The sequence below is a fragment of the Paenibacillus lautus NBRC 15380 genome, from assembly GCF_004000945.1.
GTDB lineage: Bacteria > Bacillota > Bacilli > Paenibacillales > Paenibacillaceae > Paenibacillus_AQ > Paenibacillus_AQ lautus.
Map to the genome: position 1 here is coordinate 1 of NZ_BIMF01000007.1, position 14476 is coordinate 14476.

Genomic DNA, 14476 nt, shown 5'->3' on the forward strand with positions numbered 1-14476 from the left:
TGCCAGCCTTGGTCCGAATGAATCAGAAGAGTATCTTCATCCGCTAGTCGATTGAATGCTTGATCTAACATTGTTGAAACAAGGGAATAGATTGGTCTTGAACCGATCGTATACGTAATAATCTCCCCATTATAAAGATCTAACATGGGAGATAAATATAGTTTTTCTCCAAATAATTTAAACTCTGTTATATCCGTTACCCACTTCTCATTTGGCTTTTCCGCGAGGAAGTTACGCTCTAGAATGTTTGGTGCAATCTTGCCAATCAAACCTTTATATGAACGATATTTCTTCATGCGTACCAGACACTTCAATCCCAACACGTTCATCAAACGCTGCACCTTCTTATGATTTACATGGTGACCGCGATTCACTAACTCATCTCGAATACGGCGATAACCGTAACGCCCCTGATGTTCCTCGTAAATCGCTTGAATAACGTCCTTTAACTCAGAATCCTTGTCCGGCATACCGAATGTATTCACCCAGTAGTAATACGTGCTACGCGGGATATCTGCGAGCTGCAGAAGTGCTTTCACCGAAAATTGGTTCCTTAGTTCATAGACTACTTGCGCTTTGTCTTGTTTGGTGATTTTTCCTTGTTTTGAACTAAGGTGTTCAACTTTTTTAAATAAGCATTCTCCATACGCAAAAGTTCTATCTCTTTTTGTAAAGCCTCTACAGACCCCTCTACAGGCTTTTGATCATTCAGTTGTTTTGGATCCTTTCTCATGGATGAACGCCCCTTTTTCTTTGGTTGTAGGGCGTCTATTCCATGTAATTCTAAGCTTCTTTGCCAGCTTAGAATGGTACTATGACTCGCAATATTAAATACTGCAGCTGTCTCTCTAATAGACGTCCCGTGTTCTTTCATATGATTAAGTACGTCTAGTTTATCCTGTACGGAATACGGTGTATAGCGCTTTTTAAAGACCTCTTCACCATGGTGCTCATATTGTCTAATCCAATGTAATAGGACAGTATGATGAAGTCCTATTGATTTCGCAATCGATTTCATGCTTTCTGATCCATTTTGATAACGTATAACCGCTTGTAATTTTTCGTCCGGACTAAAATTAGCCATAGAAAAAACTGCACCTCCAATGTTAGATGGTGTCTAACAATTGGGGTGCAGTTCAATCATGATGGTTTTTTTATTAATGAATGACGTTTACTAGAAGATCCGGAGCTGCTGAATAGGCCACTAGTCGCCTCATTCATAACCGGAGTGTATCTATGCAGGTTAAGAATATATTATATTTATGTGGCGGCTTAGAATACAATGAACGTATAGCAAGAGCGAGATCACGAATGAAGCAAGCGATCCGTCCCGAATGCTTAGAGTGCTCGATCTGGGGCGGTGTTCACGCGTGAATGAAGCCAAAATACAAGTTCATCGGAGGGGATTCGAATGGGAAAACAATTTCCGGCCATGCTCCCCGAGCATACGGACTTTATCCGAAAGCAGCACCTGTTCTTTGTCGGAACGGCGCCCATATCGCGGGATGGGCATGTCAATCTGTCGCCGAAGGGATATGACACGTTCCGGATTTTGTCCGATCGCAAGGTCGCGTATTTGGATTTGACCGGGAGCGGCAATGAGACCAGCGCCCATCTTGAAGAGAACGGCCGAATCACGATAATGTTCTGCGCATTCCAGGGTCCGCCGAACATTCTGCGCCTGTACGGAACCGGAACGGTCATTCTGCCGGGGGACAGCGAGTGGGAGCGGGTATACGGAATGTTCGAACCGCTGCCTGGAGTCCGGCAGATCATTACGGTCGATATACATAAAGTCCAGACGTCCTGCGGTTATTCGGTGCCATTCATGACGTACGAGAAGGAGAGGGATACGCTCCAGCGGTGGGCGGAGCATAAAGGGGAAGAAGGCTTGCACGGTTACTGGCAGGAAAAGAACTTGAGCAGCCTCGACCGATTGCCGACGTCTCTAGGGAAACGTATAAGGACATAGCGGTAGTATCTCGCGTTGGGCGATGGAATAAGAGTGACTTTTGAGGAGGTTGAAGATGGAGTATGGAACATCCCCAAATCGTACATACAATCCTCGCGAAATTAGGAAATGAACGTTTGATTACGGAACTGACGACAACATTGTCGCAATCGGAAATGACGACACTTCTTCTCGCGCTTTCAAAAGAAATTACGGCTCAAAGTTCTCCCGTCGATTTGCTCAACAAATATACGGCGAATCGTTTTGTAAAGCCTTCCGAACTCAGTCCCATAAAGCTGAGGAAAATAGAGCTTGATATGCTCGAATTGGCTGAACATCGTGGATTTACCACACTGGAACTTTCTCCAGCTAGCCCGCTGGGAAGCTGTTCGGTGATTGCGAAGGTAGATCAAAACAAGGTGATTTCAGCGACAAGAGGCGTCGAATTGATGTCGGACAGCACCAATATGCTTGCGATCTATCTGGCGAATGGCATAAAGAACAAAACAATAAACAACAGCGTCAGCGATGTGCATGTTTGCGCGGCCAGCAGAGTCACTCGAGGGCAATGGTTTAAAAATGCCAATGTCCTTCCTCATTTCGGTTTATTTACCTTGGTTAGTTCAGGAAAAGATACCGGTTCTTATCGCTTCGAAAAAGATTCGCTGACCCGGCATATCGATTTCTATCTCAATTATTACGGCGAGAAACTAGGTAAGGAGATTAAGGTATTTCTTCATATGCGGAAGGGCTATACCGATTCAGAAGGTTTGTTGGATAGATTGGTTGATCATTTGAATGTAAAGTTTCCCTCCTGCTTATTTATTGAAGACAGGGTAGATAGCACCAACCAGTATTACAAAGGCCTGAACTTCGAAGTGTATGTGGATGGAGTGAACATTGTGGATGGCGGTTTCGTGGATTGGACCCAGCAGTTACTCGGAAACAAGAAGGAACGATTATTAATTAGCGGAACGGGTATGGATTTGCAGTTGATCACAGGACTGATCCAATGAACGGGTCAGTTACAATCAAAAACGTTTCCGATGCTATTTGAAAATTGACCTAGCGTTAACAGAACCGAAGCTGTGATTGGCGACAAAAACACATAGAAGTGACGATAGAAAGTCGTAGGACAAGAACATAACACATACAAAGTCGCTGAAATCGCGGCTTTTTTGGTTTTAACGATGTGAGCTCTTGTCCCGAGCGGAGGACAAGAACTTGCATTGTTAACCGAAATGGGCAAGAAATTATATATACCATCGTCTCGGGTGAATTGCTTTTCTGTAACAAGATATTTATAGCAATTGCCATTAATTGAGACTCATGAATGTTGTCCTATTGTGAAAAAATAACAAAGGGTTGCGGGGATAAGCTTGGTTTTAGATTTCATCGTTTCCTTTGGAATATTAGCTTTTATCTCTATCGTAAACTACACGAATATTACATAATACGGAAAAGGTGAATTCTATGGATGACAACATCAATCTGAAAGTGATGTCCTACAGTATACGGCATGGAAAAGGATTAGATGGGAAAGCCAGTTTGAGCCGCATAGCGAAAGTAATCACAAAAGCCCAACCGGATATTGTTGCATTGCAAGGGGTGGACCGTTTTATGCCCCGAAGCGGCTTTCGAGATCAGCTGAAAAGGCTGGCTAAACTGCTCGGGATGCACGCTTGTTTCTCTCCTAGCGTTAACTTCATTTTCGTTCAATATGGAAACGCCATTTTAAGCCACTATCCGATAATATCAAAAGAAATACAGTATATTGGCGGGTCTAAAGAGAGAAGGAGTATCTTAATGGTAAAACTGCAAATTAATGAAGACGTGGTCACAGTAGTGAATACCCATTTGGGAGTACATATGAAAGAGCGGATAAAACAGAACCCCATTCTTTGGAATGCTTTAGAGAAACTGGAACAACCGACGATCCTGGCTGGGGACTTTAATATGGAGATGGACGATCCTTTCATGAAACGGTTGAGCTCCCAATGGACAAAAGTCACTCTTCAGAACAACCTGCCTACCATGGAAAATGGTATGGAGATCGATCACATCTTTGTAAACATGCCGACAGAACGGGCCACAGCCCGAGTTCTTCCATACGACGCTTCGGATCATTATCCGGTCATTGCAGATATTCGCGGGCAGTAACATATGGACTTTATTGGGAGTAAAATGAGGGGAAATGGTGGCTCTAGAATATGTTGCGCTTGAATCAACTTCTAGAGGATAATGAAAAATGTCATGATCTATAGATTTTCAATTCAGGAGGGGTATCTTGATGATCAAAGGTGAGAGGAATTCAAAGATTGATCCTTATTTTAACAAGCTTAAGAAGTGGAAGGAAGAATTCAAGCTGCTGAGAGAAATCGCTCTTGACTGCGGGCTGACCGAGGATTTTAAATGGATGCATCCTTGTTACACGTTTGACAATAAAAACATCGTTTTGATTCATGGATTTAAGGATTACTGTGCGCTTCTGTTTCACAAAGGCGCATTGTTAAAAGATCCCCACGGGATCCTAATCCAACAAACAGCGAATGTTCAGGCAGCGCGTCAGATCCGGTTCACCAATGTTCAAGAGATCGATGAAATGCAACTTATCTTGAAAACATATATTGATGAAGCCATTGAAGTTGAGAAGGCGGGTTTGCGAGTGACCTATAAAAAGAATACGGAATACATTATACCGGAAGAATTAGAAAATAAATTCGTAGAAATCCAAGGCTTAAAGACGGCTTTTGAAGCATTGACGCCGGGACGACAAAGAGCTTACCTTCTCCATTTTTCTACACCCAAGCAATCCAAAACCCGAGAATCAAGGGTTGAAAAATATATCCCGCATATCCTAGCTGGAAAGGGATTAAATGATTAATAAATGTTATCTCTGTGGAACGACTAGATTATACATAGACTAACCTCTGCGTTAGACGCGGAGTTTTTTGTTTGCAGTTAGCACTTATTTGGGTGGCGTGGGAATTTAGAAGTACTTCGCTTCGATCAGAAAGTGGAGGACGCTCTTATCCTATGGATCACTGACATACCGTTGTCAACATTTGACGTTTACAATTAGCGTTGGAAATCAAACGGTACTAACGAAATCATAGATAATCAAGGAGGAGTACATGAAATACGCTTATGCTTACGTGTTAGATACGATAGCGGATTGGGAGCTTGGCTTTGTAATCGCAGAGCTTAACTCGGGACAATATTTTAAAAATCGAGGGAGCCGTATTCCTGTCAAAATGGTTGGGGCTTCCAAACGTCCGATCACAACAAAGGGCGGTATGACGATCCTACCGGATCTGACGGTAGATGAGATCACGCATGAAACCACCGCGATTCTGCTCTTGCCGGGGGCAGACCATTGGAATGATCCCGAACATGCACCCGTTGTCCAAAAAGCAAAACAACTGCTGGACGAAGGCGGCAAAGTTGCAGCAATATGCGGTGCGACCACCGCACTTGCCAATTCCGGTTTATTGGATGATCGTCAACACACGAGCAACAGTCTGGAGTATTTAACTCTGTTCTGCCCCACATACAAAGGTGCTGCCTATTATAAAAACGAGAAGATCGTTGTAGACGGCAATCTTATCACAACCGGTGCTGCCGGCGGACTTCTATTAGCGCGTGAGGTTATTGCGCTGCTGGAACTATTTAAGAATGAAACGTTGGAAGCTTGGTATAACTACTTCAATACTGGCGACAGTCAATATTTTTATATCATGATGGAGACGCTGCAAGAGAGTAATTCATCCATCAGAAATTAAAACATACTCAAATAAAGAGTCTGTAATTGGAGTAGAGGATTGTCGGAGGATTAGAACATATACGCATAGGAAGTCGCGGAACTCGCGGCTTCTTTTGCTATTAAGATGTAGCGACATGTATATATTCAGAAAGACAATATGTGTTCAAGTGGGGATTCATGTAGTTGTTTTTTTACCAAAATAAAAAATTTCGATTGCACCTAACGTAACGTCATCTTTTATACTTAATCTACCGGTACATAGTTAGCGCTAACAAAGGAGCACTTATGAAACGAAATTGGAAGGTGGGGGATCTTGCCAAACAAACGGGACTCACCGTGCGGACTTTGCGATTTTACGATCAAATCGGTTTGTTCTCGCCATCCGGCAAGACGGACTCCGGACATAGGCTGTACGATGAATCTGACCTGTCACGCCTGCAGCAGATTATATCGCTTAAGGAATTAGGCTTATCTTTGGAGGAGGTCAAGTCTGTCCTGAACGACGAGCAGATGAGTCCAGTAGAGATCGTCAACCTGCAAATAGCCCGAATCAAAGAACAAATCAAGCTGCAGCAAATGCTCCTTGAACAGCTTCATCATGTATCCAAGTCGATGCAGGGGAAGGCTCCATTAGCAGTGGAAGACTTCACCGATCTCATGCAAGCGATTAAAAAGAGCCATGAGAAGTTAGTCATCGAGCGGAGAACGAGTTGGGAGCACCATCTGGATTTATTGGGTGATTTCATTGCCGAGGAAGAGAAAGAATCGAAATTAAGGGAGGAATAACCGTGAACGAACGATTTGTCAAACATGCTACCTTCGTTGTGGAGCGGACTTATACAGCTTCGCCTGCAAAGGTCTATCAAGCTTGGGCCGATCCGGCTGCCAAAGCAAAGTGGTTCTCAAAACCCGATATTTTCGAATTCCGTGTCGGAGGACGCGAATACAGCAGAGGAGGACCGCCAGAGGGTCCCGTCTTTACCTTTGACGCATGCTACCAAGAAATTGTGCCGGAAGAGCGCATCGTCTATAGCTACTCCCTGGATTCGGACGACATTCGTATGTCCGTTTCACTCACAACAGTCGAATTCATCCCGACCAAGGGCGGCACAAAGCTGGTCTTCACCGAGCAAGGGGCATTTTTCGACGGGTATGATACGCCGGAAGTGCGTGAGCATGGCACGAATGAAATGCTTGATACACTTGGCAAAACACTCGAATAGGAGGTATACCCATGAAGTCTACTATTGGTGAGAACGAAATTATATCTTCGCGAGAATTCGATTTTCCGCGTGTGCGGGTCTTTGAAGCCTGGACCAATCCGGATCAGTTGGCATGTTGGTGGGGACCGAATGGATTCACCAATACCTTTCATGAATTCGACTTAAGGCCGGGTGGTACATGGCGGTATGTCATGCATGGGCCGGATGGCGTTGACTATCCCAACCATAACGTTTTTGAGGAAATCTTGCCGTTGGAGCGAATCATACTCAGGCATTTGTCAGGCCACGAATTTCAGTTGACGGCTACTTTCGAGGAACTGGGCGACCGTACAAGGGTCATTTTTCGCCAGCTATTCATGAAAGCAGCGGAGTTCGAAGAAGCTAAGCAATACTGCGTCGAGGCCAATGAACAAAACTTAGATCGGCTGAACGCTTTGCTGGAAGAATTAATGGTGTAGATTTTGAGAATATGCAGAAGGTATTCTTTTCCCCAACAACCGAAAGTAGTTATTACCAGAATACGTCGATGAACATATTAACCCCCACTGATCAAACGAAGAATCAGTGGGGGTCTTGTATCTTGAGGAGGGGAAATCGACACCTTCTCGCATAATTAAATTTGAAGACAGAGCCAGATTGAAGGATTATCCATTGTGTTCCTATTACTCTTTTCGACTTACAAACTCATTCGGAACATCTTCGCCATCCGGGTTATTATTTTTAATTTGGCTAAGACGTCCATTGCGATACTCCCCACCATGTACTTTGTTCTTCCGCTGACCATTATTATCCGTATGATCATGCTGATTATGATTATAGTTGTTGTTATTTGCCATTTCACATTCCACCTTTTTTCTAAGCTGTACCATATAGAATGTGTATTGAGATCAGATTTATGCAGAAAAGGGATGGGAGAGTTGCTGATAAGGCAGCTGCGTATAGATACGGAACCATGCAGGAGAAACGGGAAGACGACAAATCAGCCGCCTCATCAGATGCGACAAAACAAGAGAAGCAAATAAGAACACAAGCAGATTCGCCTTCTTTCACACAATACGGATAATGGAACAGGTTGGTCATTAGGATCGACTGCCTTTTTGTTAAAACTTACGGCCAGTATAGTTTAGTTAATAACGAATCTTTACCAGTCATGATCTCCTACAGTTTGGTATTCTATGTGATAGAACATTTTATCGTGGAGCTTTATTGAAAGGAATGAAAGATACGATGGAGCACTCTGTAGTTATGCAAGCAGAACGAATAACAGGCGATTTTCTACTAGAACAACCGAAAACATCATACCAGATCATAGGTAAAGGTATCGTAAATCAGGTTTGCGTAGTCGAAACGGAGAGTTGTAAAGTCGTTGTCCGCATGAACGATAAAGATACATTTCCAAGCTTTGTCAAAGAAAAATGGTGTATCGAGCAAGCAGCCGCAGTTGGCATTCCAGGGCCTGAGGTGTTGTCCATTGGTATCGTTGATGAAACAGCATATATGATTCAAACATTTATACATGGCGACAACGGGTTAGACAGTACGGTTCCCAAGTCCGAAGTTTGGAGGCAGCTTGGCGAATATGCCAAGCTTATTCATTCAATTCAAGTGAAAGGATTTGGAGGGAATCTGATTGATCCAGTCCATGGTGAGTTTCAGTCACCTTCTCATGCAGGATCAGATGGCAGTTGGCACGGGTACGTGCAGTATAATATCAATAGTTTGACGGAGCATGATCGCTTGATTAAGCTTGGCGTAATTACGCAGGTGGAATCGCAGAGAGTGAGAAAGCTGTTCGAGAATTTGAAGAAAGAAACGTTCCGCTTCGGTTTAAATCATGGAGATATCTCTTTAAAGAATACGATGGTCAATCAGGCAAACCAAGTTATATTGCTGGATTGGGGCAATGCAGAAGTAAGCGTGGTACCGCATGTAGCTGTTACTCAATTGATGCAGTACCAAATATTAGGACTAGAAGAAGGCCCGAATATTGAGGAATTCAAAGCGTTTTTAGACGGGTACGGGATACGTGAACAAGACCTTGATGACATGAGGCATTTGCTGCTATTAAGGGCTTTCGATAACCTCAGGTGGGCTATTGATCAAAGTCCTGATCTGATTGAGCCCTATGCTGCGTTTGCGAAACAAGTCGTTGACATGATTTTGGATTAGCAGAAATTGATCCGTGTTTCTGTGTCTCAATTCAGTTTACCGGATTGGTTAAAGGCACCGGTGGAGGCAAGCTGTCTCCGAAGGCTGTTACCAATCGGGCCATGGCAGCAGAGCTGATGTACATTTACCTGGTGAAAAGCCGAAAGGCATCGTAAAAATGAGAATCAAGCAAGCAGATATCATCTAAACGTACTTACATCATTAGAGCGGGAGAAGCCTCCCGCTCTTTTAATTGCGCGGATGTGTGGTGCAGATATGTAGTCGATTAGATATCTAATGCAACAGATTTATGGCATGTCATTTTTGATCAAGATGGTAAAATATGATTCATTTTTAGGATCGAATCAGATATTGATCAAAAATATCATTATTGGTGATTTACGAGTGGGAGAATTTGGGCTTAACATAACATGAGATCCATTCTTTAAAATGAACCATGTCTGACTATGTCTTACAATGGACAAATATAAAGCATTTCAATTAAAAGTGCCAGGTAACCACTGCAGCCCCTACGAATCAAATTCATACGAGCCCTTCATGAAAATATTTTTCAGGTTTATAACGCATATAAGCTGACGCCACCTGATGGCTCAGCTTATTTCGTAATAAGCAATGTGCGCCGATTTTCGAATTATGGATGAACGAGTGACGAATTTACCTTTTTGTCTAAATCCCGCTCAAGAAGGTAAAAAGATAATGTTTTCAAACTCCTGGTCATCTGTTATAACGGCAGGAGAATGGATTATCATTCCGAAAGGAAATAACCTGGGGATTTTTTTCATTTTGATGATCAAACGAAGGGAGGCTAACGAACGAAGAACCATTCAATAGATCCCCAGTTTCAATAATTCTAATCATGCTGTTGCACAAGACTCATACATATGAAAGCGCTTTATTGATCTGTGTTGATTCTAATACAACCAATTAAAGGATGGAGGGGTCCAATGAAGCGAATTCCGATGATGATGCAATTGGCATTGATCCTATTCTGCATCATGGCCATTCCGATGGCAATTTTAACCTGGTACAGCAGCTCTCAGATTCTACGGAATTCGGAGCATGCCTTCGCGGAAACTTCGCTTGCAGAACTAAATGCCAATCGTGAGCTAAACGAGAACGCTCTTAACAATTTGTCACAGAATACGGTACGCCTTGGCGGCACCGATATCTTTGATCGAATCCGCCCGTTTAAGTCCCTTGCGGAGCTCAAGAAGGATTATATGAATGTGAGCAAAGCGATGGCGGTGCTCAAGGAATTGTTGAATCTGAATCAGAGCGTTGATGGGGTGTATTCGTCTTTCTTTTACCTCGACGATGCGAATTACGTGATTTCGACGGATAAAGGCATTACGAGTTTGGACAAATATGAATCCATCGACTGGCTGAACGAGGCGCTTCTTGAGCAAAAAGGGATACGCGGCGTGTGGTATCCGCGAAGGCTTGATTCGGGAGTGAACGTAATATCGTTTGCGCTCCCTCTAAACCGTCTTTCAACCGCTACTCGCGGAACGATTGTGGTCAATTTGAAGGAGCGTCAAATCGAGCAGTATTTGCGATCAACGAAATCGGGGAAGCAAGGCTATTTGCTCATGAAGCCAAGCGGTGTCATCATCTCCCATCATGACAAGGGTTTGTTGCTCAAGAACGCCTATGAGGAGCCGATTATTACCGAAATCACCCGACAAGAATTGTCTGAAGGCTACATGTTTCGGGAGCTAAGCGGCGAGCGATTGCTGTACGCGTGGTCCCGTTCGAACGAATTCGGTTGGACGAACGTGAGTATATACTCGGTCGACGAACTGATGAACAAACCCCACTCTTTGCAGAGAGGTATCATCTTGCTTACGATTGTTATTATTTTTGCGGGATCCATACTGACCGTATTTATTGCAACATGGTTGTCCAAGCCGGCAAGGGAATTGGTTCGAACGATTCGCGGACGCGTCAATCCAGGGGTACAGGATAAAAATGAGCTTGTATTCCTGGAGGCGGCATTCAGACGAATGCAAGAAGAGGAGGAAGGACTTTATAAGCTGCTCAGCATCCGCGAGCAGGATGCCCAGAGCCACGCCATTTATAGTTTGCTGCGGGGGGAAGTGACGCCTCAGGCCGAAGAAATCTTCCCAGCTTCGCACTTTCTTGTTGCCGTCCTTTCTATCGATGGCTATCGAGAGTATATCAGTCGGAACAATCCGGAAACTCGCAGCTACCATCGCTACCTGCTTCTCTCGAAGTGTGATCATTTGTTCCCGAAAGAGGTTTATGGGCGCTGCGTCTATCATGGTGACGGTCACTTTGTAATTTTGATCAACTACAGTCAGGAGGAAGATGACAACCATAGAATCGGCATTCATAACGCGCTGGATAGGATGAGGAACACTGCGGCTGAATTGCTGGAGTACTCCGTAACGATCGGCGTAAGCAGTCCGGCAGATTCGATTAGTCTCGTCTCCGATCGACTGGGGGAGGCCTTGGAAGCGATCAAGCAGCGGATGATCGCCGGCAGCGGCGGCATCACGTACTGGAAGGAGGAGGAAGCACGGGACAAGAAATATATCTATCCCGCTAACAGCGAAAGACGAATTCTCAACTTCCTTGGACATGGCGATCTGGACAACATCATCGAAGAACTGAGAATCATTCGTGACGAAATCCGTTCTGCCGAATACGTGTCCTACGATAATATCTTGTTCATCTATCATCAATTGGTTGGCGTGACCATTAAACACCTTAGAGAGAATAATGTCAGCACAGCGCGGATATTCACGAGGCGGGGGAACATTTACGCTGCCTTGGCTTCTTTTGATACGCTTGATGAGCTTGAAGAATATGTTATTGGCTTTTACAGCGAGATTGTTCACTACCTTACGCGCTCGCCGGGCGCATCCAACAAATACGCCGAGCGAATTATTCATTATTTGAATGAGCACTACCGTGAGGAAATCGTATTTGAAGAGATGGCTAAAGAAATCGGAATCAGTTACTCCTACATGCGAAAAATTGTCTACGAACAAACGGGGAAAAGTATATCGGACTATCTCAACTTGCTGCGAATCGAGAAGGCAAAAGAGCTGCTTCTGAACAGTAACCTGTCAATCGCGCAGATTGCATCCGAGGTAGGCTGCATGAATGTTCGAAGCTTCAATCGTCTGTTCCGAAAATTTGAAGGGATGCCGCCGAGCAGCTATAAGATGCAGAGGTCCAGAACATCGTGAAGGCTCAACCCATCCAATTTCACAGGTATAGTGAAGCGATATATATCGCAATATTTGATTCGATTAGTCAATACTGATTCTTGCACTCACTTGAATATCGAATCGGCTAAATATGGAATCAATCATGACGGAAATGTATCAATATTCGGCGTTTACCTGCGGACGATCGGGGCGATATGATAAGTCCAACCTCGAGGTCACCGTACTAGGGAACCGAGTCGGGGAGATCGTGAATGGAGGAGGTGAGATTTTGAAAGGTCTAGTCACTGTATCCAAAAATGAAACCGCTTCAATCCCCTTAACAGATAAGAAGCTGGGGATTCTCTATTATCTTCGTCGGGATTGGCAGCTCTACTTCCTGCTCCTCATTCCTCTATCGTTTGTATTGGTTTTTAAATACGCGCCGATGAGCGGTCTCGTGCTTGCATTTAAGGATTTTAAGATTGCCAAGGGATTCTGGGGCAGCGAATGGGTCGGATTCGAAGTGTTTCAAGACATATTCGCAAAATCCGAATTCAGTCGCGCAATTCGCAACACGCTTTTGCTGAATGTGTCGGACCTTTTATTTAGCTTTACAATGCCGATTGTGCTCTCATTATTACTTAATGAGGTCAAGAACGTTCTATTCAAGCGCGTAAATCAGACCCTGCTCTATTTGCCACACTTTCTGTCCTGGGTCATTATCGGCGCAATCGCTTATCAATTGTTGGGCGAAGGAACCGGTATGATCAATAATCTGATCGCGCATCTGGGAGGGACACGCATCCCGTTCCTTCAAGAAGACGTCAATTGGCTGCTCAGCTATGTCTTCATTGGCGTATGGCAGAGCATGGGGTGGGGGACGATCATCTACCTGGCCGCAATAAGCGGCATTAACCCAGAGTTGTATGAAGCGGCGGTCGTGGATGGTGCAGGCCGGTGGCGGAAAATGTGGAATATTACCCTGCCCTCGATCCGAGTGACGATCGTGACATTGCTGATTTTGAACTTGGGCCACGTGATGGCAGGTTCCTTTGAGCGTGTGTTTGCCTTAGCGAATAAAGCCACTACGGAGTTCACTACAACCATTCCCGTTTTGGTATATCGCTGGGGCATTGAAGGCGGGAACTTCAGCCGAGCAACTGCTCTCGGGTTGTTCCAGGCTGTCGTGGGGCTCGTCCTTATATTAATTGCTGATCGGGTTGCCAAGAAACTGGGCGAAGACGGTGTCATTTAGAAAGGAGGGAAGCGATGAAAACATCCGTTAGCAGCTATGCCGTTCGCCGCACCAGGAAACTGGACATATGGGATATCCTGATCCGTCTCATTCTTATTGCTGCCTCACTTGCTTGTTTGCTTCCATTCGTTCATGTCGTTGCAAAATCTCTAAGCGAAGACGCTTACGTTATTGCTAACAAGGTGTTTCTCTGGCCAGCGGGTTTCACTCTGGAGGCCTACGGCAAAGTTTTCGCTGATCAGAGTATCCTGAGGTCCCTTTATGTAAGCGTTGTAATTACGGTGCTGTTCACCATTATCGGTATGATCGTCACCATTTGTGCAGCATACCCTCTATCGCGAAAGCAGCTTAAGGGACGTTCATTTTTTACCTTCATCTTTATGTTTACGATGTTTTTTGGCGGCGGCATTATCCCAGAATATATGCTGATCAACAGCCTGGGGATGCTCGATACGATATGGTCCCTCATCTTACCGCTGTCCTTTAGCGCGTTCAACCTGCTGATATTGAGGACTTCGATCTCCAGCAATATTCCGGTCAGCTTGGAAGAGTCGGCTCGGATGGATGGGGCGGGGCATTTCCGGATCCTGTTCAGCATCGTACTGCCGCTCTCAAAGCCGATTCTGGCGACATTGTCCCTTTTTTACGCGGTCGGACGCTGGAACGCTTATCAGGATGCCCTATTCTACATTAAGCATAATGTCGATCTGCGGCCGTTGCAGTTGAAATTGTATTACTTGGTTGTTCAGGCAAGCGAGAGCTTTCAACTTGAGATGACGCAAGTCTCGCTGAGCAATCCTGAAGTGCTCAAAGCAGCATGTGTTGTATTTGCGACGTTGCCGATCATTTGCGTCTATCCGTTCATTCAGAAGTATTTTGTCCAGGGAGTCATGCTTGGAGCTATCAAGGAATAGTGCTTGAGATTCTTTTGCATCGATA

At 44.6% G+C, this 14476-nt stretch carries 13 protein-coding genes and 1 pseudogene; 12 read left to right on the forward strand and 2 right to left on the reverse strand.

Annotation, left to right across the window (positions count from 1 at the left end; translation table 11 throughout):
• Positions 1–1084, reverse strand: a pseudogene (locus tag PLA01S_RS14385) (IS3 family transposase); the annotation flags it as partial.
• Between the two features lie 327 nt (positions 1085–1411).
• Between PLA01S_RS14385 and PLA01S_RS14390 the strand changes: the two are divergent.
• The 8 genes from PLA01S_RS14390 to PLA01S_RS14425 all read left to right on the forward strand — a co-directional run bounded on the left by PLA01S_RS14390 (position 1412) and on the right by PLA01S_RS14425 (position 7395).
• Positions 1412–1972: a pyridoxamine 5'-phosphate oxidase family protein gene (locus PLA01S_RS14390; protein ID WP_127592808.1), complete on the forward strand. Its 561-nt coding sequence runs from the start codon at positions 1412–1414 to the stop codon at positions 1970–1972.
• A 62-nt stretch (positions 1973–2034) separates the two neighbouring features.
• Positions 2035–2967 (forward strand): hypothetical protein, encoded by a 933-nt coding sequence (locus tag PLA01S_RS14395; protein WP_127592809.1) that lies wholly within the window; start codon positions 2035–2037, stop codon positions 2965–2967.
• 457 nt (positions 2968–3424) lie between these two features.
• Positions 3425–4111: an endonuclease/exonuclease/phosphatase family protein gene (locus PLA01S_RS14400; protein WP_127592810.1), complete on the forward strand. Its 687-nt coding sequence runs from the start codon at positions 3425–3427 to the stop codon at positions 4109–4111.
• Between the two features lie 130 nt (positions 4112–4241).
• A complete protein-coding gene (locus PLA01S_RS14405) occupies positions 4242–4835 on the forward strand; it encodes a YdeI/OmpD-associated family protein (protein ID WP_127592811.1) in 594 nt (197 codons plus the stop codon).
• A 250-nt stretch (positions 4836–5085) separates the two neighbouring features.
• Complete coding sequence (locus PLA01S_RS14410) at positions 5086–5733, forward strand: DJ-1/PfpI family protein (RefSeq protein ID WP_127592812.1); 648 nt, start codon at positions 5086–5088, stop codon at positions 5731–5733.
• 266 nt (positions 5734–5999) lie between these two features.
• Positions 6000–6500 carry a MerR family transcriptional regulator gene (locus tag PLA01S_RS14415; protein ID WP_127592813.1) on the forward strand — a complete coding sequence of 167 codons (501 nt, stop codon included), beginning with the start codon at positions 6000–6002 and terminating at the stop codon, positions 6498–6500.
• A gap of 2 nt (positions 6501–6502) precedes the next feature.
• Positions 6503–6937 carry an SRPBCC family protein gene (locus tag PLA01S_RS14420; RefSeq protein ID WP_127592814.1) on the forward strand — a complete coding sequence of 145 codons (435 nt, stop codon included), beginning with the start codon at positions 6503–6505 and terminating at the stop codon, positions 6935–6937.
• 11 nt (positions 6938–6948) lie between these two features.
• Positions 6949–7395 (forward strand): SRPBCC family protein, encoded by a 447-nt coding sequence (locus PLA01S_RS14425; RefSeq protein ID WP_127592815.1) that lies wholly within the window; start codon positions 6949–6951, stop codon positions 7393–7395.
• Between the two features lie 204 nt (positions 7396–7599).
• Here PLA01S_RS14425 and PLA01S_RS31970 read toward each other — a convergent pair whose 3' ends face one another.
• The gene (locus tag PLA01S_RS31970) at positions 7600–7773 is read right to left on the reverse strand and encodes a hypothetical protein (RefSeq protein WP_164817423.1); all 174 of its coding nucleotides are present in this window, start codon (positions 7771–7773) and stop codon (positions 7600–7602) included.
• A 409-nt stretch (positions 7774–8182) separates the two neighbouring features.
• On the opposite strand from PLA01S_RS31970, the gene PLA01S_RS14430 reads away from it, so the two are divergent.
• The 4 genes from PLA01S_RS14430 to PLA01S_RS14445 all read left to right on the forward strand — a co-directional run bounded on the left by PLA01S_RS14430 (position 8183) and on the right by PLA01S_RS14445 (position 14451).
• The gene (locus PLA01S_RS14430; protein WP_246059512.1) at positions 8183–9106 is read left to right on the forward strand and encodes a phosphotransferase family protein; all 924 of its coding nucleotides are present in this window, start codon (positions 8183–8185) and stop codon (positions 9104–9106) included.
• A gap of 944 nt (positions 9107–10050) precedes the next feature.
• The gene (locus PLA01S_RS14435; RefSeq protein WP_127592816.1) at positions 10051–12321 is read left to right on the forward strand and encodes a helix-turn-helix domain-containing protein; all 2271 of its coding nucleotides are present in this window, start codon (positions 10051–10053) and stop codon (positions 12319–12321) included.
• Positions 12322–12445: 124 nt separating this feature from the next.
• Positions 12446–13537: an ABC transporter permease gene (locus PLA01S_RS14440; protein WP_127592817.1), complete on the forward strand. Its 1092-nt coding sequence runs from the start codon at positions 12446–12448 to the stop codon at positions 13535–13537.
• Between the two features lie 14 nt (positions 13538–13551).
• On the forward strand, positions 13552–14451 hold the full coding sequence (locus PLA01S_RS14445; RefSeq protein WP_127592818.1) for a carbohydrate ABC transporter permease: 900 nt from the start codon (positions 13552–13554) through the stop codon (positions 14449–14451).
• Positions 14452–14476: the final 25 nt, after the last annotated feature.